The organism is Stenotrophomonas sp. CS3K5 (assembly GCF_059515225.1).
On record NZ_JCAKRX010000002.1, the window covers coordinates 209638 to 230466 of the forward strand.

Here is a 20829-nt window from a genome sequence, read left to right on the forward strand (position 1 = left end):
CGCGCCATGGGCCAGAAGGCGAAGTTCGGCATCAAGAAGCGCGAGAAGGGCATCAACGTGACGCCCTTCGTCGATGTGCTGCTGGTGGTGCTGGTGATCTTCATCCTGACCAGCAACGCCTCCATTCCCGGCATCGAGGTGAACCTGCCGAAGGCCAGCAACAGCGTGGCACTGGAGAAGCCCAAGACCAAGGCGATCACCATCGACCCCAGCGGCCAGGTGTTTCTGGATGCGTACCCGGTGACGATGGCCGAGCTGGAGGACCGCCTGCGCACCGAGCGCGCGACCGCGCCGGATTTTCCGGTGATCGTGCGCGGCGATGCACAGGTGCAGTACGCCCGCGTGGTCGAGGTGCTGGACCTGCTGCGCCGGCTGGAGCTGGCCCAGGTCGGCCTGGTCACCGGCAAGGCACAGGGCTGAGGCATGACCGCCCATCAACCCCCTCGGCCAGAGCCCGGCATGCGCGGTCGCCAGCTGCTGGTGACCGTCGCGCTGGTGCTGGTCGCGTTGCTGGTGCTTGGCATCGCGGTGTGGTGGCTGCTGTTCAAGGACACCGCCAGCACGCGCCGGCCAGTGGTGCAGCCGCCAATGCTGGCGCTGCCGCCACCCCCTCCGCCGCCACCGCCGCCGCCGGAGAGGCCGCCGGAACCGGAGACACCGCCGGAAGAAACGATGCCCGAGCCGGAACCGCTGGATCAGCCGACGCCGGCTGAAGAGCCCACGCCGACGCCGGACAACGCCGACCCGGTGACGATGAACGCCGACGCGCAGGCCGGCGGTGACAACTTCGGCATCCAGTCCGGCAGTGGCGGCGGTTCATCCGGCGTCGGCCGCGGTGGCGCCGGCAATGCCACCTATGGTCGCTACCTCGGTTACCTCATGCAGCAGGCGATCTCGCGCGACGACAAGGTCAAGCGGCTGGCGTTCCAGCTGCAGGTGAATGTCTGGTTGGGCGCGGACGGCCGCCTGGAAAAGGTCGAGCTGGTGCGCGGCAGTGGCAACGAGGAGGCCGACGCGGCCGTGCTCGACGCCCTGCGCCGCATCGGCAAGGTCGACCAGGCGCCGCCGCCCTCGCTCGATTTCCCCGCACGCGTGCTGATCCAGGGCCGCCGTCCCGGCGCCTGATTCCCGACTTCCGTGATTTCCCTTCTTTCGATGAGAACCGTGATGAACGACCACCACCGCGCACGTACCGACTCCCGCCGCCCGCGGCCGGCCCGACGGGCGCTGCTGTGCTGCGCCGTGCTGCTCAGCCTGGCCGCCCCGGCTGGTGCGATGGCCGCCGAGACCACCATGGTCAAGCTGATCAAGGGGCTGATCGCCAGCGGTGCGCTGAAGCCGGAAGACGGCCAGGCACTGCTGGTGCAGGCTGAGGCTGAAGCCGCTGCGGCACAACGCACTGCAGCCACCAGTGGAGCCCCCGCCAGCGGCGGCGTGGCGCTGGAGGCCGGCGATGTACGCGTGCCCTATGTGCCGCAGAGCGTGCGCGATGGCATCCGCGATGAAGTGCGCCAGGAGGTGATGGCCCAGGCGAAGTCGGAAGGCTGGGCAGCACCCAACGAGGTGGCCGAGTGGACCAAGCGGATCAAGGTTACCGGTGACATGCGCGTGCGCAGCGAATCGCGGTTCTACTCCGAGCGCAACAGCGACATCGTGAGCAACTGGGCGGCGATCAACTCCGGCAGCGGCTTCGATACCAACACCAACACCAACCTGCAGCTGCCGCCGCTGCTCAACACCCGCCAGGACCGCCGCAACCTGTGGCGCATCCGCGCCCGCCTGGGTATCGAGGCGACCATCGGCCAGCACACCACCGCCGGCGTACGCCTGGCCAGCGGCAGCAGCAACGGCCCGGTATCGACCACCGAACAGCTGGGCGGCGGCCTGAGCAAGAAGGACGTGTGGCTGGACCAGGCGTGGCTGGCCTACAGCCCGACCGACTGGGTGACGGTGCGGGGTGGTCGCTTCGGCAACCCGTTCTGGACCAGCGACACGCTGTTCTCCAACGATCTGAACTTCGATGGGCTGGCCGCCAACCTGAAGTACGACTTCGACGGCGGTGATCTCGATGTGTTCGGCAATCTTGCGGTGGTCCCGCTGGAGTACACCTCCGACAATGCGCCGAACCGCAACCAGGTGAAGACACCCAACGAGAACAAGTGGCTGTCGGGCGCGCAGGTGGGCGTGAACTGGCGCTTCAATGAAGACAATGCCCTGCGCGCCGCAGTCGGCTACTACGATTTCAAGAACATCAGCGGCCGGCTGTCCTCACCGTGCCTGCTGTATGCCGGCGCCGACGGCTGCGATACCGACTGGTCGCGACCGGCGTTCATGCAGAAGGGCAACACCCTGATGCTGATCCGCGACATCGCGCGCAACCCACTGGATCCGGCCAACACGCCCACCCCGCAGTACGTCGGTCTGGCGTCGGCATTCCGCCTGGCCACGCTGAACCTGCGCTGGGATACGCAGCTGGCGCAGGGCGTCGGACTGCGCCTGGACGGCGACTATATCCGCAATCTTGCCTACGACAAGCAGGCGATGTTCAACCGCGCCAACAATGGCATCGTCAACAACTACGGTGCCGGCGGTGCCGCCAGTATCGATACCTTCCGCAGTGGCGATACCGCGTGGATGCTGCAGGCCACCTTCGGCGCCACCGAGTTGAGGGAGAAGGGCCAGTGGCAGGCGCTGCTGGGTTACAAGCGGATCGAGGCCGACGCGCTGCCCGATGCCTACAACGATCCGAACTTCCACCTGGGTGGCACCAATGCGCGCGGCTACTACGTGGGCGGCGCTTACGCGCTGGATGCGCGCAGCTGGATCAGCGGCAAGTGGATGGCGGCCAAGGAGGTGTCCGGTGCGCCGCTGTCGATCGATGTTTTCCAGCTGGAGTTCAACACCGGGTTCTAGACAGCGGGCGTGATGGCGGTCACGTGGCACGTGGCGGGGGCGCAGCGATGCGCCCGTCTAAGGAGAGGAGACCACGCGTTGTTCAAAAGGAGGAGTGGATGAGCCGTCGCAAACTGTTCGAGAGTCCCGAGCCGTCCAGCCAGTCGCTGGGCATCGGCCCGGCCTACGTCTCGGTGGAGGGCCTGCGCCAGCACCTGGCGGAGTTCCTGCTGTATGCGGGCCGGCCGGTGGTGATCATGCGCGGGCGCAGCGAAGTGGGCTATTTCCTGCCGGCGCGCTGCTGGCGCCAGCGTGACGACGATCCGCTGGCAGCTGCGGCGGCCGATCAGCTGCTGGATGCGGCCGGCTTCCAGGCCGAGGACATCCAGCAGGTGGAACAGGAATTCAACGCCATGCGCCAGCGCACCGTGCTGCACTCACGGCGCTGAGCGGCCTGTAGAGCCGAGCCCATGCCCGGCGGCATGCTGCGGAGCCGAGCATGGGCTCGGCTCTACAGTGGATCCACGCCATGCGTGGATGGGGCTACGCGGTCGCCCCGCGCTCACTGGTGATGCGCGCACCCTCACGCATCACCAGCGTCACCGGCGTCTTCTCCACCACCTCCAGCAAGCGCTGCCATTGCGCATCGCTCAGTTCGGCGCTGGCGTGCAGCACGCGGTGCACGTGGAAGCGTCCGTCGGCGTCGCGCTCCGAGCGCAGTTCGGCATGGAACTCGCCAAGGTCCCAGCCCTTGCGCTGTGCGTACATGCGCAGGGTGATGGCCGTACAGGCCGCCAGCGAAGCCAGGTACAGATCAAAGGGCGCGAAGCCCTTGCCCTGGCCGCCCAGTGAGGCGGGCTCGTCCGCGTCCACATCGAAGCTGCCATTGCTGATGTGGTGCAGGTAATTGTCGGCGGTCGAAACAACGCGTGCGTAAGCCATCGGGGTCTCCTTCTGTCTGTAGCGTCGAGCCGTGCTCGACGGCGCTCACTCGGTACGATCGTACGAGAACTGGATGCCGGCCGTGCAGCCAGTGGCGCGTTGACCGATTGACTCGTCGAGCGTTTCGAAGCGTTGGACGAGCCGTAGGCCCCCATCCATGCGTGGCGTGGATCCACTGTAGAGCCGAGCCATGCTCGGCTGCCGTTGGCGTACAACAGCCGAGCATGGGCTCGGCTCTACAAGGCGTTGCTTGCCGCCTGCGGCCGCGCGGCCCACAATCCACCTCCGGACCGTCGCCATCACGCCCATCATTCCCCGGTCCGGCCTTGGCACCTATGTCTCCCAATGCCCTGGCGCTGGTCGAACTGCTGATCCGCGAGCGCCGTGCGTTGTCACGCTTCATCGCACGCTACCTCGACCCGGCCAGTACCGAGGACACCCTGCAGAACCTGTACCTGAAGGCCAGCAGCGTGCCCGGCGATCCGCCGATCCTGGAGCCGCGCGGCTACCTGTACCGGATGGCCTACCACCACGCGCTCAACCGCAGCCAGGCCGACGCCCGCGAGCGGCGTGCGATGGCCGAGTACGCCGTTGACATGGCCGATGCCGGCCACGATGGCGAAGCCCACGCGCTGGACCAGGCCCAGCTGCGCGAGATCACCCGGACCATCCTTGCCTTGCCGGCGCAGGTGCGCGAGTGCTTCGTGCTCAACCGTTACCTGGGCCTGAGCGAGCGCGAGATCGCCGCCCGCCTGGGCATTTCCAAGAGCGTGGTCGGCAAGTACGTGCTGCGCGCGGCGCTGCTGATCCAGCAGCACCAGCAGGGAGCACGCCCATGAACCAAGATTGCCGTGGGCAGATGGCCCCCGCCGTTGTCACAACAGGAAGGCGCACCCGTTCGTGGTGCGGCAGGCCACAACCATGATCACGTCCGAACCCTCGCCGCGTCAGGCCAGGCAGGCGTTGCGCTGGGTGATACGGTGCAGTGCAGGCCCGCTGCCCGATCGCCAGCAACGAGCCCTGCAGCGCTGGCTGCAGGCTGATCCACAGCATGCACAGGCCTGGCGCCAGCAACAGGCGTTCTGGCAGCGGCTCGATGCCGCCGGGCCCGATGTGCTGGCGGCGCTGCCGGCGCTGACTGCCGATGACCGGGGCCTGCGCGCGATCGCGTCGCGTCGTCGGCTGCCCTGGCTGCTGGCCAGCGCGGCTGCGGTGGTCCTGATGGTCGCAGCGGCACCGCACGCGTTGTTGCTGGCGCGCAGTGACCTGCGCAGCAGCGACGCCCCACGTGTGGTGCAGCTGGATGACGGCAGTACCGCCGTGCTGGATGCGGGCACCGCGCTGGCGCTGGACTTCGACGGTGGGCAGCGCCGCCTGCGCCTGCTGCGCGGCCAGGCCTGGTTCCAGGTGGCGCATGAATCGCGGCCGTTCCGGGTCGAGGCCGGTGGCGGCCAGGTCCACGATATCGGCACGGCGTTCAGCGTGTCCCTGCACGGCCACAGCGTCAGTACCGAGGTCAGCGAAGGCGTGGTCGAGGTGCGTCCGGGCGACGGCAGCGCTCAGCGCCTGCACGCCGGGCAGGCGCGGACGTTCCGTGACGGCCGTTGGCTGCTGCCGGTGCAGCAGCGTGTGCCGGAGGACATCGCGCCCTGGCGCCGTGGCGAACTGGCCATCGATGATCGCCCTGCCGCGCTGGCCATCGCCGATCTGGCGCGTTATCGCCGTGCACCGGTGTGGGTGTTGGGCGGGCAGGGTGCGCAGGTGCGGGTCAGCGGCCTGTTCCATGTGCAGCAGCCGGAGACCGCCATCGATGCCGTGGCCGCGCAGGCCGGCCTGCGTGTGCAGCGCCTGCCAGGCGGTGCCATGGTGCTGTGGTGATTGGGGCGGAGCGTGGACGAATCGGCCGCATGAAAAAACATGAAAAAACCGTGGGCAGCCGCCACACCCCGCTGTCTATATAGGTATAGCCAGAGCGAAACACCGTTTCTCCTCAAGCCAGACCCACCGCCGGCAGCGGATCTGCCCGTGGTTCCGCCCCGCTTGAGGAGTTCCTGTCCATGCCGTCTACGGCATCTGCCTGTCACCGTCGCGCCACCGTTCTGGCCCTGGCCATCTCCACCGCACTGCTGCCGATGGCCTGGGTGCCGAGCGCGCAGGCGCAACCGGCGGTCGTCGCGCCGTTGCGCACGTACGCCATTCCGGATCAACCCTTGGCCGACGCGGTGCGGGCGTTCGGTCGCCAGGCCGACGTGCAGGTGGTGTTCCGCAGCGATCTGGTGGAAGGCCGCCGCTCCAGCGCGGTGAACGGCGAGTACAGCCAGATGCAGGCCCTGCAGCAGCTGCTGCGCGGCAGCGGGGTGCGCGCGCAGCGCGGCATCGATGGCACCTGGAGCCTGCGCGCGGCTGCGGAGGCAACCGAGGGGGAGGGGGTGCGGGTGACCGACACACTGGACGTGGCCGGTCGCCTGCAAGCGGAGGGGGGCGAGGCCCGCGATCGGCGTGGCTACGATGATGTGTTCGCGCTCGACCTGACCACGGCGTACTCGGGGCGTGACCGGGTGGAGCGCTATCGCGGCTCCAATCCGGCCGACGTGGTCAAGGATCTGGTCGGTGTGTTCAGTGGCGACGCACGCAACAGCGGCGCGCTGGACATCAACATCCGTGGCATCCAGGGGCCGGGGCGGGTGCCGGTCAGCATCGATGGTGGCGAACAGGCGCTCACCGTCTGGCGCGGCTACAACGGGGTCAGCAACCGCAACTACATCGATCCCAACCTGATTGGTGGCATCCAGGTCATCAAGGGGCCAGGGCTGGTGCGCGATGTGCACAGCGGGATCGGCGGTGCGCTGGTGATCAAGACCATCGATGTCGATGACATCGTGGCCGCCGGCGAGCGCTTCGGCGGGGAGCTGAAGATCGAAGGCAGCAGCAATGCAGTGGCGCCGCGCCTGCCACGCCTGCACACCGGCGAAGACTACCGCACGGTATCCGGCTTCCCGCAGGGCTCGCCGGCCTCGCCCTATGACGACCGCACCCTGGTGGTGCCGGTGAAGTCGCGCAGTGGCAACAGTCCCTTCGACGGTGAGGACCAGGCCTGGCGCCTGGCGCTCGGCTACCGTGGCGACACCGTCGACCTGATGGCGGCCTATGCCTGGCGCAAGCGTGGCAACTACTTCTCCGGCAGCAAGGGTAGCGCCTACTACGACCAGGACCCGCGCGAGCAGTACGAGTACCAGGGCATCGACTACATCACCACGTTGGCGCGCTACTTCAAGCCCGGTGATGAGGTGCCCAACACTTCCAGCGAACAGGAATCGTGGCTGCTCAAGGGCACTTGGCAGATCAACGACGACCAGCAGCTGAAGGCCACATGGCGGCGAACGCTGTCGCACTATGGCGAGATCATGCCCTCGCGCATCCTGTCGGCGCCGGACTACGGCCGCATCCAGTGGCCGCTCAGCCGCGTCGCCTCCGATGCCTGGAACCTGGAATACCGCTTCCAGCCAGCCGGCAGCCGTTGGCTGGACCTGTACGCCAACCTGTGGCGCACCGAGACCGACAGCGACACCTACACCGCAGGCGGTTTTCCGAACTTCGCGCCGGGCAACCCGGCCTGGAACCCGGACGCCAGCCCGATCCTGCGCAACACCGCGCTTGCCAATGCGCGCAACGACCGCACCGGCCTGACCCTGAGCAACCGTTTCGCCCTGCATTCCACCCTGGATCTGACCGTGGGCGGCAACTGGCAGTACGAAAAGCTAGGCTCGCGTGACCCGTACTTCGGTCCTTCCGATGGTTGGCGCATGTTCCCGCGTGCCGGCCGCCGCCAGGAAGGCGAGGGCTACCTCAACCTGGAATGGCGCCCGTTCGAGTTCCTCACCCTCAATGCGGGAGTGCGCTACAGCCGCTACTGGGCGTTCGACGACTTCCTGCAGGCGCATCCGGAGCTGCTGACCAAGGGCGTGGGCAGCAAGGAAGCAACCTACCGGACCAACGAGCTGCCCGAACGCCCGGCCAGCCTGCAGGCGCAGATCGATGCGCTGGAATCCGAGCGCGAGTTCTGGGAAAGCATCGGCATGGGCTGGTTCGTCGATGATTCGCTGCGTGGCCTGCTGGCCTACTACGAAACCCCCCAGGCGGTGGAGCACCGCATCGCCTGGCAGCCCGATGCCGATGGCAACTACAGCCGTGCCACCAACCCCTGCCTCAATGGCCAGGTGGCGGGCATTCCCGGTGCGTTGCCGCTCTACGCGGGCAGCGACCTGGTCTGCAGCATCGGCAGCACCCTGCAGTCGCGACCGGTGGACGGGCGCAACGAACGCCTTCGTGACCATGCCTGGCTGCCCAGCTTCTCGGCTACGGTAAACCTGTCGCCGGCCGCACGTGTCTACCTGCGCTACAGCGAGGCGGTGCGCTTCCCGAGCATGTTCGAAAGCACCATCGCCTTCTCCAGCAGTCTCAACCCGCTGCATGCGCTCAAGCCGGAACACGCCTACAACTACGAGCTGGCCTACGTGCACAACCTGTCCGCACTCTTCGGCAACACCGCCGACGCCGACGTCAAGCTGTCCTACTACGTGCACAAGACCCGCGATGTGATCGAGCGTGATGCGTACTTCCTGTTCGACAACATCGACAAGCAGACCATCCGCGGCATCGAGCTGCAGGCGCGCTTCGACAACCGCCGCTATTTCACCGACCTGGGCATCGCGCGCACGCTGGAAAATGAAGTGTGCGACGAAAGCACCGCGGTGCTGCTCGATGCCAACCGTGGACTGGTTCCGAACTGCGTGCAGGATGGTTTCGTCGGTGGCTACCTGCTGACCCAGGCCATTCCGAAACTGTCGGTGAACCTGTCGCTGGGCACCCGCCTGTTCGATGAGCGGTTGGAGCTGGGCAGCCGCATCGTGCACTACCGGCGCCACGACAACCCGGACCTGCAGGCCTACCGCGACCGACTGCTGGCCGGCGGCAGCAGCCTGCTCTGGCAGAACGTGCCGTTCACCTGGGGCAACATCACCACCGTCGATGCCTATGCGCGCTGGCGCTTCACCGAGCACGCCAGCGTGGAGCTGGTCGGCAGCAACATCGGCAACCGCTACTACGTCGACCCGGCCACCCGCTCCACGCTGCCGGCGCCGGGCCGCACGATCAAGCTCGGCGTCACCGCGCGCTTCTGACCTTCCGCGTTCAAGTGTTTCACCCGTAGTTCCCACAACCCAAGGAGCAATACCATGAAGATGATCTCCCGTTCGGTGCTTGCCGTTGCAGTCACCTTTGCCCTGGCCGGTGCCGCGCAGGCTGCCGATATCGTCGGTGCCGCCAGCCCGGTGACCGACGCCGAGCTGTATGTGGCCGTCGGCGATTCCCAGGTCAACGGTGGCCCGCACTCGGCCGGCAAGGCCGGTATCGGCGTCGGCACCGTTTCCGGCGCCCGCCGTGTCGACTTCCAGGGCCTGTCGGCCTACTCGGTGCCGACCACGGTCAACGGCACCACCGTGCGCACCCTGGCCATGCCGATCACCGGCGCGCCGGGCAGCCACTCGGGCATGGGCCACTTCAACTTCGTCAAGGTCGGCAGCGGCGATGTGTGGTTCGGCGAGTGGTCCAAGGCTGGCGCCGCCGGTGGCTTCAACAACCGCCAGGTCTACTTCGTCGGTGACCGCACCGGCACCACGCTGCCGGCCGGCGTGGCCACCTACAGCGTGGCGGGCCTGAACAAGTTCAACGGCAGCAACCTGCTGTCAGGTACCTTCCGCGCCAACTTCGGCAACGGCACGCTGGCCGGTGGCATCAGCGGCGGCGGCCTGTCGGTTGCGGTCAATGCCTCCATCAACAGCGCCAACGCCTCGTTCGCCGGCTCGGCCACCGCCAACGGCTCGGTCACCGGCACCACCCAAGGCCAGTTCTTCGGCGCCAACGCCGCCACCCTGGCCGGCATCGCTACCTTCGCCGGCAACAGCCAGTACGACACCGCCTTCGGCGGCAGCAAGAACTGATCGCCACGCCCTTGACGGGGCAGGGCAGGGACAAGCCGCGATCCGCCAGTCCCTGCTTCGGCCCGCTGCATGCATCATCACGGATCGACCATGCGCCATCCCATCTTCCTTCTCGTCCTGCTGCTGGCCGCCGCCGATGTGCGCGCCCAGCAGGACGATCTGCGTCGTGTGCTTGAACAGGGCAGCGAACTGCGCCATCAGCAGCAGGACCAGCAGCGCCTGCAACAGGCTGAATCACAGCGCCCGACCATCACCATCGACGGCCAGACGATGCGCGTGGAGCGCACCATCGACGACCTCGGCCAGGCCCTGTACCTGTCGTTGCAGCACCAGCAATGGCAGGCCGCCGCAGCGTTCCTGAGCGAGTACATCGAACTGCCCGGGCACGACCCGTTGCTGCGCCACTACGCACAGGGCGCGCTGGCCCGCGTGGCCGGTGACCATCGCGGTGCCGCACGCGAGTATGAAGCCCTGCTGGAGGCGCAGCCGGACTTCCTGCCGGCCCGGCTTGAACTGGCGCGCGTCTACGCCGAGGACCAGCGCGACCGTGAGGCGGCGGCGTTGTTCGCGGCGATCGCGGCCGGCATCGACAGCGACGATCCGGCCACTGCCGGCGTGCGCGCACGGGTCGATGGTTATCTGGCCGCGTTGCAGGCGCGCCAGCGCTGGAAAGGCGCGCTCGCGGCCGGGCCTGCCTGGAGCGACAACATCAACCGCAGCTCGGCCAGCCGCACCTGCCTGTTCGGCGTGGGCGACAACTGCATCATCGAACGCACACTGCCGAAGGCGCAGCACGCCGTCGGCCTGGATTACGATGCCAGCCTGGAGCGGCGCTGGGCGCTGGCCGGCCACCATGGCCTGTACGTGCGTGGGCTCGCGTTCGGCCAAGTGTGGCGCGGGCACAGCGCCTACAACGAACTCAACACCAGTGTGCAGGCGGGGTACAGCTGGCGCAGTGCGCGGCACACCGTGCTGCTGGCGCCCAGCTACGACTACCAGGCATTGGGCAACCACGCCCTGCAGGGCGGCAGCGGCGTGCATGGCGAGTGGCAGTACGCACTCGATGCCCGCAGCCTGCTGAAACTGGAGGCCGACTGGAAGCGCCAGCGCTATCGGCAGCCGGGCCTGGCCGACAACTACGATGGTGAGCTGGCCGCGCTGTATGCGACCTGGTTCGGCGCGCTAAACCCGCGTTGGACCGCGTTTGCCGGCGTGGACCTGACCGACAGTCATGCCGCCGCCGACGCCAACGGTTACCGCCAGCGCGGCGTGCGGCTGGGCGCGGCACGCCAGTGGAGCGGCACCACCGCCACCGTGTTCGTTTCGCTGCGCCAACGTGACTACCACGCCTGGAGCCCGCTGCTGGAGGCGCGCCGACAGGACGACGAACAGAACCTGATCGCCATCGTGCGCAGCGAGCGCTTGGCCGTGGCGGGCCTGGTGCCGAGCCTGAGCCTGCGCTATGCCCGTATCGACAGCAACGTCGGCTGGCTGTACAGCCATGACCGCAGCCTGTTCAGCCTGAAGTGGGAGCGTGCGTTCTGAGCTGTCTGCGTGCCTTGAGTGAATGCGCCGTGGGCGTGATCTTCGTCGGTCGTCACGCGCCCTTGTAGTCCAGTTCGCGCATCCTGCCCACGTTGCGGCGCGACAGGCCGCGGGTACCGAGGAGTGCGGCGCGTGCGGGATGCAGGGAACACAGCGGACGGGTTGAAAGGGCTGCGTGTGCTGGTGGCGGAGGATGAGTTCGCCATCGCGATGTTCCTGGTGGACTACCTGGAACTGAAAGGGGCGCAGGTGGTCGGGCCGGCCGGTGATCTGCAGGCGCTGGGACAGCTGGTCGATACCCACCCCATCGACGTGGCCCTGCTTGACATCAACCTGGGAGGTGAACAGGTCTATCCCTTGGCAGATCGCCTGGTCGAAGCCGGCACGCCGTTCCTGCTCACCTCCGGTTACGACGACAATCTGCCCAGCCGCTTCGCGGCGGCGCCGCGCTGCACCAAGCCTTACCACATCGAGGCGTTGGTCCAGCAGCTGGCCGGGTTGGTGGCAGCTCCGCAGGTGCCTGCGGGCGTGCGTTGATCGCAGCGCATGGCACGCCGTAGCGATGACATACATATCGACGGCCTGCGGGCGTCGATGCCCGCACCGCTGCATCGGCGCGCGCGCCGCGACGGCATGGCCGCACGCATTGCCCAGCACGAATGGTCCAGCACGCCGCTGGGCGCCATCGAGCACTGGCCGCCGCATCTGCGCGCAACGGTCGATCTGATGCTCGCCCACGGCTTCCCGATGATCGTGCTGTGGGGCGAACAGCTGGTGCAGCTGTACAACGATGGCTATGCCGAGATCCTGGCCGACCGCCACCCTGCGGGGCTCGGCCAGCCAGCCCGCGAATGCTGGCCGGAGGTGTGGCACATCAATGGCCCGCTCTACACGCGCGTCTGGCAGGGCGAAACACTCACCTTCGAGGACAAGCGCTTTCCGCTGGCGCGGCAGGGCCGTTTGGAGGACCGCTGGTTCACCCTGACCTGCAGCCCGATCCGTGGCGGGGAAGGGCGCATCTGTGGGGTGCTGGTGACCCTGTTCGAGACCACCGCCGCGCATCAGGCGCTGGCGGCGCGCGAACGCGAGGAGCAGCGCCGGCGCGAGAGCGAACGGCGCCTGGAACTGGCCTTCAAGGTACTGCCGGTGGGCCTGTGCATCGTCGATCTGCAGGGCCACATACAGTTGACCAACGATCAGATGCGTGCCTACCTGCCCACCGGCAAGGTGCCCTCGGCCGACACCGCCAACCAGTACCGCTGGCGTGGCTGGCATGCCGATGGCACACCGATCGAACCGCAGGATTTCGCCATTGCGCGGGCAATGCGCGGCGAAACTGTGGTGCCGGGGCTGGAGTTCCAGTTCCTGCATGATGATGGCCGCACCCTTTGGACACGGGTCGCGGCCGCGCCGCTGCGTGATGCAGACGGTGAGGTCAGCGGCGTGTTTGCCATCGCCGTGGACATCGACGATCTCAAGCGCGCAACCGAGCGCCAGTCGGTGCTGCTGGCCGAGCTGCAGCACCGGGTACGCAACATCATGTCCACCATCCATGCCATCGCCTGGCGCACCCGCGAATCGGTCGGCAGCGTGGATGAGTATGCCGACCGGCTGTGTGGGCGCCTGATGTCGCTGGCGCGCACGCAGAGCCTGCTCACCCGCGGTGCCAACGCCGGCGTCTGCCTGCGCGGCATGCTGGAGCAGGAGATCGCCGCGCAGGTGCCTGCGGCGGCGGCCTGCCAGCTGCAGGGCGAGGATGTGCTGCTGCCGCCAAAGGCGGCCGAAGTGTTGTCCCTGGCCATCCACGAGCTGGCCAGCAATGCGCTGCGGCACGGTGCGCTGGCCCATGAAGACGGCCGCATCCAGGTGAGCTGGCGGCTGCAGGAGCGGCAGGGTGAGCCCTGGCTGGAACTGCACTGGTGCGAGCGCCATGCCGAGGTGGAGGGCTGGGCGCTGCCGCGCCAGCGTGGCCTGGGCCGGGCTCTGATCGAGCAGCGGGTGCCGTACGAGCTGGCCGGCAGCGGCCAGTTGCGCTTCGGGCCGCAGGGCCTGGATGCCCGCATCGGCTTCCCCTTGCGGGAACGCGGCAGCCTGCTGCAGACCGACGCCCCGCAGGCCCGGTCTGGGGGCTGAGGCAGGGGGAATGGGGCATTTATCCCCAATTTGGCCAAATTGGGCATAATGGGCTCAATCGTTCCCGCCTGGAGCCGTGCCATGACCCTTCCGCTGGACCTGCCTGGCCTGGAAAAGGCCCCTGCCTCGTCGGTGAAGACCCGTGGCTGGCCGAGCCTGATGCGTACCGTGCGCGAGAAGCAGGCGCTGGTCATCACCAACCACAACCACCCCGAAGCGGTGATCGTGGACATCCGCACCTACCAGGAACTGCTGGCCAAGGCCGCCGGTGGCGATGCCGATGAGCGCAGCGAGGAACTGCTGCGCCTGCGCACCGAGTTCGACCAGACCCTGGCCGGGCTGCAGCGCGGCCAGGGCCTGGGCAAGGTGCTGGGCAAGCCGATCCGCCGCGGCCGCAAGGTGGCCCTCGGCCGCCCGCTCTGACCGATGGGGCGGATCCTGGTACTGGCCGGCGTCAATGGCGCCGGCAAGAGTTCGCTGCTGGGCACCTGGCTGGAAGCCGACGGCCTGGCCTGGTTCAACCCCGACAGCTTCACCCGTCGCCTGGTCGAGGCCGGCTGGCCGTTGGCCGAGGCCAACGCCGAGGCGTGGCAGGAAGGCACCCGGCGGCTGCGCCAGGCCATGGCCGAGGGCAGCGACTTCGCGTTCGAAACCACGCTGGGCGGCAACACCATTCCGCGCCTGCTGCGCGAGGCCTGCGATCACCACCAGGTGGCCATCTGGTTCTGCGGCCTGGCAACCGTAGAGCTGCACATCGCCCGTGTCGCCGCGCGGGTGGCGGCGGGCGGCCACGATATCCCCGTGGAGAAGATCCACGCCCGCTTCGATTCGGCACGCGAGAACCTGCTGGATCTGCTGCCGTATCTGGCCGAGCTGCACGTCTACGACAACAGCGCCCCGGCCGACGCCGAAGGCTGCGTCGAGCCGCTGCCGGTGCTGGCGATGGAACACGGGCGGCTGCAGTACCCGGAGTCCGTGGCTGAGCTGCTGCACACCCCGGACTGGGCCAAGCCCATCGTGATGCGCGCCATGGAATTGAACAGCGCGCACGACTGACCGCAGGGAAGTGTGGTGGGTGCAGCCAAGCGCTCTGGTGAGTGCGAACCTGGGTTCGCACGCTTGAATCAACCCGCGCGGGCCACCATGCCCAGCACCGTGCCGGCCAACGCAAGCCAAGCCGGCACCGTCAGCCGCCGGCTGACCAACGCCGCGCCCACCACGGCCAGCATCGAAAACACAATGGCCAATGCCAGCAGCGGCTCGCCGCGCAGGAACTGATGGATGCAACCGGCACAGCCGGCAATGGCCACGCTGGTGGCAAGGGAAACGGGGAACACGGAGCCAGCGTACACAGACGTACCTCGCGAAGATGCAGGCCATAGCGGCCGCGCAACGCGCGAATTTAGCCCCGGTTGAAGATTGCGAGGCGTGCATCACAGGCCGTGCGCGTTGCGCTTACATCGTGCTGCCTAGGCTGGAGCTCACCCCACATCCACTGTCTGCTGGAGATTGCAATGGCCCGTACCATTCCCGAAGGAACCCTGATTGTCGTCGCCGATGGCGGCTCGGCCCGTGTGTTCACCAACGTGGGCAGCGATCGCGAGCTCACCTTGAAGCAGGAAGGCGAACTGCGCCTGCAGGACATCAGCGCGCAGGGCGTATCGGGGCAGGGCCCGGCCGGTGCCGTGCCGAAGGATATGTCCGTGTCGCAGCTCAACGAAGCCACCTTCGCCAAACAGGTGGCCGAGCAGCTCAACGACGACGCCCTGAACAACCGTTACGCCCACTTGGTGCTGGTGGCCGACCCGACCACGTTGGGCCGCATCCGGCCGCTGCTGCACAAGGAGGTCCAGGCGCGCCTGCTGGGCGATATCGCAAAGGACCTGACCAACGCACCGTTGGCGGATATCCAGAAGGCGTTGGCCGCATAGGGGGCGATCACTCTGCTGTAGAGCCGAGTCCATGCCCGGCTCTCCCCTCTGCGGCCTCAGTGATACGTCACCTTCTGCGCTTCCGCGCGCAATTCCTGCAGCAGGCAACGCCCATGCTGGCTCAGCATGACCATCGCATTGGCGATCTGCTTGGCGTTGTAGCCCATGGGTGCGGGCGGCTTCGGCTCGCGGCCGTACTGCTCGCCGATGAGGATGGCCATGCCTTCGGCACTGTTGAGCGCATGCTCGATGCGCTGGAACAGTGACTCCATGGCCGGGCTGAGCGGACGTTGGGTCATGCGGGAACTCCTTGGGAAGCAAAGGCCACCGCAAGGGTGGCGGGCGATGCGAGGTTGGAACTTCGGCTGAGCTTTGGGAAAAGCCGGAGGGCCATGCGGCCGCCGCGCACCGCCCGCCGTAGTCACGGCAAGCAGATCCCAAAGCTCAAAACGGGGTTCCAATCCCGGCAGCGGGATATCCGCTGCGTCGCCATCCTGTGCAGGTCACGGCGCTGTTCACCAATTGATGGTTCGTTTCGGTTTCTGCCGTTCTGAAGGCATGGACTTTCAAAGGTGCGTGTATGGACATCCATTGGCGCATAGGCACCTATCAGGACTATGGAAACGGCAAGGCTACGAGGCGATTCGCCGCCCGGCCATGCAATTACGTGCAAAGCATCGTGCCGTTTCCGACGGCTGCACTGCAGCATGCGACAGGGCAGGCCCGGTGCTAGGATCTGACTACCACCTGAATCGATCCAAATGCCGATGCCCATGCTGGACCGTCGTCTCCTGATCGCTGTCGCCGCTACCGCGATGCTCGCCTCCGGCGCGGCCCTGGCGGCACCGCCGAAATCCGCCGCAGAACGCGCCTACGCCTCCGTCGACCCGTTCATCGGCACGGGCGGCGAAGGCCATACCTATCCGGGTGCGACGGTGCCGTTCGGCATGGTCCAGCTCAGCCCGGACACGCGCATCCAGCCGCGCGAGAAGGCCTACGGCTGGGCTGCGGGCTACCGCTACGACGACAGCAGCATCGTCGGCTTCTCGCACACGCATTTTTCCGGCACCGGGCATTCCGATCTGGGCGACATCCTGGTGATGCCGTTCACCGGCACGCCCGGCCTGGAGCGCGGTGATCCAGAAAAACCTCGCAGCGGCTATGCCTCGCGCTTCCGCCACGACGACGAGAAGGCCGAGCCGGGCTACTACGCGGTCACCCTGGACGACTACAAGGTGCGCGCCGAACTGACCACCAGTGCGCGCGTGGGTGTGCACCGCTATGCCTTCCCCAAGGGCACCGAGGCCAAGGTGCTGCTGGACATGCGCACCAGCATGTACGACTACCCGGGCAAGATCCTGTGGTCGCGGGTGCGCGTGCGTGCTGATGGCACCGTGACCGGCTTCCGTGAAACCCGTGGCTGGGCGCCGGGCCGACAGCTGTATTTCGCGATGCGCTTCTCGCGCCCACTGTCGGGCCACGCGCTGCACAACACCGAGCAGGACATCGTCTACAAGGGCTTCCCGCCGCCGGGCGAGAAGGACCCGGCACAGCGTGCGCAGATCGAGGGCCGGCAGCTGGTCGGCACCTTCAACTTCGGCAAGCTGGATGCACCGCTGGTGGTGAAGGTGGCGATTTCGCCGGTCAGCGAGGCTGGTGCCATCGCCAACCTCGATGCCGAAGTGGCCGACTTCGATTTCGACCGCGTGCGCGCGCAGGCCAAGCAGGAATGGACCCAGGCGCTGTCGGTGCTCGATATCGACGCGCCGGAACACGCGCGGCGCAGCGCCTACACCGCGCTGTACCACACGATGCTGGGGCCGACGCTGTTCATGGATGCCGACGGCCAGTACCGCGGCCCGGACAATGCCGTGCATCAGGCCAAGGGCTACACCAACTATTCCACGTTCTCGCTGTGGGACACCTACCGGGCGCTGCACCCGCTGCTGACCCTGGTGCAGCCGGAAAAGCGCAACAGCGATTTCATCAATTCGATGCTGGCCCACCACCAGCACAGCCCCTACGGCATGCTGCCGGTGTGGTCGTTCCACGGGCTGGAGGACTGGTGCATGATCGGCTACCACGCCGTGCCGGTGATCGCCGATGCCTACGTGAAGGGCATTCGTGGCTTCGATGCCGACAAGGCGCTGAAGGCGATGGTGGAGACCGCCAACTACGGCCCTTATGACGGCATCGCGCAGTACCGCGAGCTGGGTTACGTGCCGATTGATGAAGAAGGCGAAGCGGCCAGCAAGACGCTGGAATACGCGTTCGACGACTGGACCATCGCGCGCATGGCCCAGGCGATGGGCAAGACCGATGTGGCGGCAACCTTCGACAAGCGCGCCGGCAACTGGCGCAACGCCTTCGACAAGGACACCGGCTTCATGCGCGCGCGCAAGCGCGATGGCAGCTTCCGCACCCCGTTCGACCCCAGTGCCAGCGGCTACGGCACCGACTACACCGAAGGCAACGCTTGGCAGTACTCGTGGTACGTGCCGCAGGACGTGGCCGGCCTGGCCGCAGTGCACGGTGGCAGTGACAAACTGCTGGCGCGGCTGGACGACGTGTTCAACGCCAAGGTGGATCCGTCGATCTTCGCGCACATGGAAGACATCACCGGCCTGATCGGCTGGTATGCGCACGGCAACGAACCCAGCCACCATGTGGCGTATCTGTACTCGTACGCCGGCCAGCCGTGGCGCACGCAGGCGCGCCTGAAGCAGATCATGGACACCCAGTACGCCGACCGGCCCGATGGCCTGGCCGGCAATGACGACGTGGGCCAGATGTCGGCGTGGTATGTGTTCACCGCGCTGGGTTTCTACCCGGTGGCGCCGGGTTCGGGGGAGTACATCCTGGGCCGGCCGTTCCTGCCGAAGACCGCGATGCGCCTGCCCAACGGCAAGACCTTCACCATCGTGGCCGATGGTCTGGATGACAAGCACACCTATGTAGGCAGTGTGAACCTCAACGGCAAGCCGCTGCAGCGCACCTTCCTGCGCCACGACGAGATTCTGGCCGGCGGCGAACTGCGCTTCAGCATGCAGGCTGAAGCGAACAAGGACTGGCCGGGGCAGGGTGCGCAGGCGCCATATTCGATGAGCCGGTGATGTGGCGATGGCTGGCATGCGGGGATCCCCGCTTGTGGTGGGGGCCAACCAGGATTGGCCGCTACTGGAGCATGCCTACCGAGGAACCCCGCTTTGGTAGGTGCCAACCTTGGTTGGCACGCGGGAGATCAACGGCGCCAACCAAGGCTGGCGCCTATCCAGGTACGCCGCCAACGGCAGCAGAGCGTGGGCTCGGCTCTACAGGGGGGTGTTCTGTAGATGTCAGGCGAACCGCAGGCTGACCCGTGCGCCGCCGATGGGGGCGGTATCGATCGCCAGCATCGCGCCATGCCGCTGCGCGATCTCGGCCACGATCGCCAGCCCCAGTCCGCACCCGTCGCCTTCGCTGCTGGAACGATAGAAGCGTTCGGTGACACGTCCACGCTCGGTTTCGGTGATGCCGGGGCCATCATCGTCCACCCACACCTGCACACCGTCGGCATCCCTGCGCACCCCCAGCGTGATCACGCCGCGCACGGCGCCATAGCGCAGTGCATTGTCCACCAGGTTGCCCAGCGCCTCGCGCAATAGTTGCGGGTCTCCCTGAATCTGAACGCCTTCATCCGGGCCGTCGTAACCCAGGTCCACACCCGCGGCCAGTGCCCGGTCGGCATAGCGTTCAACCACACCCCGGGCAAGCGCGGCCAGGTCAACGGGCTGCAATGACAGCACGCTGCCCTGCGAATCCTCGGAGCGGCTCAGCATCAGCAACTGATTGACCAGGTGTTGCAGCCGCGCCAGCCCGGCCAGGGTGCCGGACAACGCCAGTTGCTGCGCGTGCGGGTCGTGCTGGCGCAGCGAACTCTCCAGTTCCACCTGCATGGCCGCCAACGGTGTGCGCAGCTGGTGGGCGGCATTGCTGACGAAACGCCGCTGTGCGTCCTGCATCGCGTCCAGGCGTTGCAGCAGGGCGTTGTAGGCTTCCACCGCTGGCCACAGTTCGCGCGGTGCTTCCTGTGCAGGGTCCAGTGGCGCCAACGGGTCCGGGCGGGGGCTCGCCAGCCGGCGCGCGACCTGGTTGGCATGGCGTGCGGCAGCGCCGGTGCCGGACCAGGCCAGCCATGCAGCGAGCGCCAGGATCGCGGCCTGGAACGGAACGCTGGTCATCAGCAGTTTGCGCTCCAGCCGATGGCGCTTGCGCAGTGTCTCGGCCACGCGCAGGCGGATCTCATGGCCGGGCCCGGCGCTGACCACCACCTCCACCATGCGTACGGCTTGGCCGCGCAGACGAGCGTCGTAGTAGACCGCGTCATTGCCGTCGGCGGCGAGCGCTGGGCGCGGCAATGCCTCGGGCAGATCCCCATACAGTCGCCCGCCGGCGGCATCGACCACCTCGCCATGCACTTCGTCGGCGGTGTCCCAGGTGAACATGCGCGAGACCGCCGGCGTGATCTCGATGGAGACGCGGTCGTCCTGCACCCTCACCAGCTCGGACAACGACATCGCCGAGTCCAGCAGCCAGCGGTCGTAGACCTGGCCGGCATAGAAGCGGGCCAGCGCGAACGAACCGACCGCGCTGCACAGCATCAGTACCAGCAGCGGCAGCCACAGGCGGCGCAGCAGCAGGCCGCGCAGGCTGTGCACGCGCTCAGTCACCACCGGCCTCCAGGCGATAGCCGAGGCCGCGCAGCATGCGGATGCCTACGCCAGCGCGGGCCTGTTCCAGCTTGCGACGCAGGCGGCTGACATGCACCTCGATCACCGACAGGTTGGCCTCGTGGTCCCAGCTGTACAACGCGTCGAACAGGCGCTGCTTGGTCACAGTGCGACCGGGGTGCTGCATCAGCGCCTCGACCAGCGCCAGCTCGCGCGCGGTCAGCTCGACACGCTGGCCCTCCACCTGCACCTCGTTGCGGATGCTGTCGAAGCACAAGCGGCCCAGCCGTTTCTGTGCCGGTGCATCGCTGCGCCGGCGTGACAGCGCACGCAGCCGCGCTTCCAGTTCGCCGAGCGCGAAGGGCTTTGCAAGGTAATCGTCGCCACCGCGGTCCAGCCCGAGGATGCGGTCTTCTACGCCGTCGCGTGCGGTAAGGATCAACACCGGCAGGGTGACGCCATCGTTGCGCAGCCGCGACAGCAGATCGAGCCCGTCCACGTCGGGCAGCGAGAGGTCCAGCACCATCACGTCATACGGCGCACTGGCCAGTGCCGCCGGTGCATGCAGCCCACGCGACAGGTGGTCGCACAGATGGCCGGCACCCTGCAGGGCGCGGATCAGCCCATCGGCCAGGGCGGCGTCGTCTTCGATCAGCAGGATTCGCATTGCAAGCTTCG

At 67.4% G+C, this 20829-nt stretch carries 20 protein-coding genes; 15 read left to right on the plus strand and 5 right to left on the minus strand.

From position 1 onward, the window contains the following. Window positions 1-6 precede the first annotated feature (6 nt). The 4 genes from AC5YGJ_RS03520 (at window position 7) to AC5YGJ_RS03535 (ending at window position 3341) form a co-directional block, all read left to right on the plus strand. Complete coding sequence (locus tag AC5YGJ_RS03520) at window positions 7-420, plus strand: ExbD/TolR family protein (protein ID WP_496185733.1); 414 nt, start codon at window positions 7-9, stop codon at window positions 418-420. A 39-nt stretch (window positions 421-459) separates the two neighbouring features. Next, window positions 460-1125, plus strand: coding sequence for a cell envelope integrity protein TolA (gene tolA, locus AC5YGJ_RS03525; protein WP_496185734.1), 666 nt, complete (start codon window positions 460-462; stop codon window positions 1123-1125). Window positions 1126-1167: 42 nt separating this feature from the next. Further along, on the plus strand, window positions 1168-2913 hold the full coding sequence (locus tag AC5YGJ_RS03530; protein WP_249843857.1) for a putative porin: 1746 nt from the start codon (window positions 1168-1170) through the stop codon (window positions 2911-2913). Window positions 2914-3011: 98 nt separating this feature from the next. Then, window positions 3012-3341, plus strand: a complete 330-nt coding sequence (locus AC5YGJ_RS03535) for a hypothetical protein (RefSeq protein ID WP_049409507.1) — start codon at window positions 3012-3014, stop codon at window positions 3339-3341. Between the two features lie 94 nt (window positions 3342-3435). Here the strand turns inward: AC5YGJ_RS03535 and AC5YGJ_RS03540 are convergent, their stop codons facing one another. Beyond that, window positions 3436-3834 carry an OsmC family protein gene (locus AC5YGJ_RS03540; RefSeq protein ID WP_496185735.1) on the minus strand — a complete coding sequence of 133 codons (399 nt, stop codon included), beginning with the start codon at window positions 3832-3834 and terminating at the stop codon, window positions 3436-3438. Between the two features lie 335 nt (window positions 3835-4169). On the opposite strand from AC5YGJ_RS03540, the gene AC5YGJ_RS03545 reads away from it, so the two are divergent. The 9 genes from AC5YGJ_RS03545 to AC5YGJ_RS03585 all read left to right on the plus strand — a co-directional run bounded on the left by AC5YGJ_RS03545 (window position 4170) and on the right by AC5YGJ_RS03585 (window position 14567). Continuing rightward, window positions 4170-4673, plus strand: coding sequence for an RNA polymerase sigma factor (locus AC5YGJ_RS03545; RefSeq protein WP_496185736.1), 504 nt, complete (start codon window positions 4170-4172; stop codon window positions 4671-4673). A gap of 82 nt (window positions 4674-4755) precedes the next feature. Further along, on the plus strand, window positions 4756-5712 hold the full coding sequence (locus AC5YGJ_RS03550; protein WP_309341019.1) for a FecR family protein: 957 nt from the start codon (window positions 4756-4758) through the stop codon (window positions 5710-5712). 179 nt (window positions 5713-5891) lie between these two features. Continuing rightward, complete coding sequence (locus tag AC5YGJ_RS03555; protein ID WP_496185737.1) at window positions 5892-9014, plus strand: TonB-dependent receptor; 3123 nt, start codon at window positions 5892-5894, stop codon at window positions 9012-9014. 54 nt (window positions 9015-9068) lie between these two features. Next, complete coding sequence (locus AC5YGJ_RS03560; protein WP_496185738.1) at window positions 9069-9833, plus strand: Slam-dependent surface lipoprotein; 765 nt, start codon at window positions 9069-9071, stop codon at window positions 9831-9833. A gap of 90 nt (window positions 9834-9923) precedes the next feature. Next, on the plus strand, window positions 9924-11378 hold the full coding sequence (locus AC5YGJ_RS03565; RefSeq protein ID WP_496185739.1) for a surface lipoprotein assembly modifier: 1455 nt from the start codon (window positions 9924-9926) through the stop codon (window positions 11376-11378). A gap of 132 nt (window positions 11379-11510) precedes the next feature. Beyond that, window positions 11511-11915: a response regulator gene (locus AC5YGJ_RS03570; protein WP_496185740.1), complete on the plus strand. Its 405-nt coding sequence runs from the start codon at window positions 11511-11513 to the stop codon at window positions 11913-11915. Between the two features lie 9 nt (window positions 11916-11924). Then, window positions 11925-13511, plus strand: a complete 1587-nt coding sequence (locus tag AC5YGJ_RS03575; RefSeq protein ID WP_496185741.1) for a PAS domain-containing sensor histidine kinase — start codon at window positions 11925-11927, stop codon at window positions 13509-13511. Window positions 13512-13592: 81 nt separating this feature from the next. After that, the gene (locus AC5YGJ_RS03580; RefSeq protein WP_107230701.1) at window positions 13593-13934 is read left to right on the plus strand and encodes a type II toxin-antitoxin system prevent-host-death family antitoxin; all 342 of its coding nucleotides are present in this window, start codon (window positions 13593-13595) and stop codon (window positions 13932-13934) included. 3 nt (window positions 13935-13937) lie between these two features. Then, complete coding sequence (locus AC5YGJ_RS03585; RefSeq protein WP_496185742.1) at window positions 13938-14567, plus strand: ATPase; 630 nt, start codon at window positions 13938-13940, stop codon at window positions 14565-14567. Window positions 14568-14635: 68 nt separating this feature from the next. Here the strand turns inward: AC5YGJ_RS03585 and AC5YGJ_RS03590 are convergent, their stop codons facing one another. Beyond that, a complete protein-coding gene (locus tag AC5YGJ_RS03590; protein ID WP_496185743.1) occupies window positions 14636-14848 on the minus strand; it encodes a hypothetical protein in 213 nt (70 codons plus the stop codon). Window positions 14849-15025: 177 nt separating this feature from the next. On the opposite strand from AC5YGJ_RS03590, the gene AC5YGJ_RS03595 reads away from it, so the two are divergent. Then, a complete protein-coding gene (locus AC5YGJ_RS03595) occupies window positions 15026-15442 on the plus strand; it encodes a host attachment family protein (protein ID WP_496185744.1) in 417 nt (138 codons plus the stop codon). Between the two features lie 56 nt (window positions 15443-15498). On the opposite strand, the gene AC5YGJ_RS03600 is transcribed toward AC5YGJ_RS03595, so the two are convergent. After that, window positions 15499-15741: a hypothetical protein gene (locus AC5YGJ_RS03600; RefSeq protein ID WP_496185745.1), complete on the minus strand. Its 243-nt coding sequence runs from the start codon at window positions 15739-15741 to the stop codon at window positions 15499-15501. A gap of 462 nt (window positions 15742-16203) precedes the next feature. Here AC5YGJ_RS03600 and AC5YGJ_RS03605 point away from each other — a divergent pair, with 462 nt between their 5' ends. Continuing rightward, window positions 16204-18555, plus strand: coding sequence for a GH92 family glycosyl hydrolase (locus AC5YGJ_RS03605; protein ID WP_496185746.1), 2352 nt, complete (start codon window positions 16204-16206; stop codon window positions 18553-18555). Between the two features lie 222 nt (window positions 18556-18777). On the opposite strand, the gene AC5YGJ_RS03610 is transcribed toward AC5YGJ_RS03605, so the two are convergent. Continuing rightward, entirely contained in the window at window positions 18778-20151 is a 1374-nt protein-coding gene (locus AC5YGJ_RS03610) for a sensor histidine kinase (RefSeq protein WP_496185747.1), read from the minus strand. Beyond that, entirely contained in the window at window positions 20144-20818 is a 675-nt protein-coding gene (locus tag AC5YGJ_RS03615; RefSeq protein WP_249843872.1) for a response regulator, read from the minus strand. Before AC5YGJ_RS03615 ends, AC5YGJ_RS03610 begins: the two co-directional genes overlap by 8 nt. Window positions 20819-20829 lie beyond the last annotated feature (11 nt).

Coding starts and splice junctions, on each gene's coding strand:
- AC5YGJ_RS03520 (WP_496185733.1), top strand. CDS start 7: ATGGGCCAGAAGGCGAAGTTCGGCATCAAGAAGCGCGAGAAGGGCATC.
- tolA (WP_496185734.1), top strand. CDS start 460: ATGCGCGGTCGCCAGCTGCTGGTGACCGTCGCGCTGGTGCTGGTCGCG.
- AC5YGJ_RS03530 (WP_249843857.1), top strand. CDS start 1,168: ATGAACGACCACCACCGCGCACGTACCGACTCCCGCCGCCCGCGGCCG.
- AC5YGJ_RS03535 (WP_049409507.1), top strand. CDS start 3,012: ATGAGCCGTCGCAAACTGTTCGAGAGTCCCGAGCCGTCCAGCCAGTCG.
- AC5YGJ_RS03540 (WP_496185735.1), bottom strand. CDS start 3,834: ATGGCTTACGCACGCGTTGTTTCGACCGCCGACAATTACCTGCACCAC.
- AC5YGJ_RS03545 (WP_496185736.1), top strand. CDS start 4,170: ATGTCTCCCAATGCCCTGGCGCTGGTCGAACTGCTGATCCGCGAGCGC.
- AC5YGJ_RS03550 (WP_309341019.1), top strand. CDS start 4,756: ATGATCACGTCCGAACCCTCGCCGCGTCAGGCCAGGCAGGCGTTGCGC.
- AC5YGJ_RS03555 (WP_496185737.1), top strand. CDS start 5,892: ATGCCGTCTACGGCATCTGCCTGTCACCGTCGCGCCACCGTTCTGGCC.
- AC5YGJ_RS03560 (WP_496185738.1), top strand. CDS start 9,069: ATGAAGATGATCTCCCGTTCGGTGCTTGCCGTTGCAGTCACCTTTGCC.
- AC5YGJ_RS03565 (WP_496185739.1), top strand. CDS start 9,924: ATGCGCCATCCCATCTTCCTTCTCGTCCTGCTGCTGGCCGCCGCCGAT.
- AC5YGJ_RS03575 (WP_496185741.1), top strand. CDS start 11,925: ATGGCACGCCGTAGCGATGACATACATATCGACGGCCTGCGGGCGTCG.
- AC5YGJ_RS03580 (WP_107230701.1), top strand. CDS start 13,593: ATGACCCTTCCGCTGGACCTGCCTGGCCTGGAAAAGGCCCCTGCCTCG.
- AC5YGJ_RS03585 (WP_496185742.1), top strand. CDS start 13,938: ATGGGGCGGATCCTGGTACTGGCCGGCGTCAATGGCGCCGGCAAGAGT.
- AC5YGJ_RS03595 (WP_496185744.1), top strand. CDS start 15,026: ATGGCCCGTACCATTCCCGAAGGAACCCTGATTGTCGTCGCCGATGGC.
- AC5YGJ_RS03600 (WP_496185745.1), bottom strand. CDS start 15,741: ATGACCCAACGTCCGCTCAGCCCGGCCATGGAGTCACTGTTCCAGCGC.
- AC5YGJ_RS03605 (WP_496185746.1), top strand. CDS start 16,204: ATGCCGATGCCCATGCTGGACCGTCGTCTCCTGATCGCTGTCGCCGCT.
- AC5YGJ_RS03615 (WP_249843872.1), bottom strand. CDS start 20,818: ATGCGAATCCTGCTGATCGAAGACGACGCCGCCCTGGCCGATGGGCTG.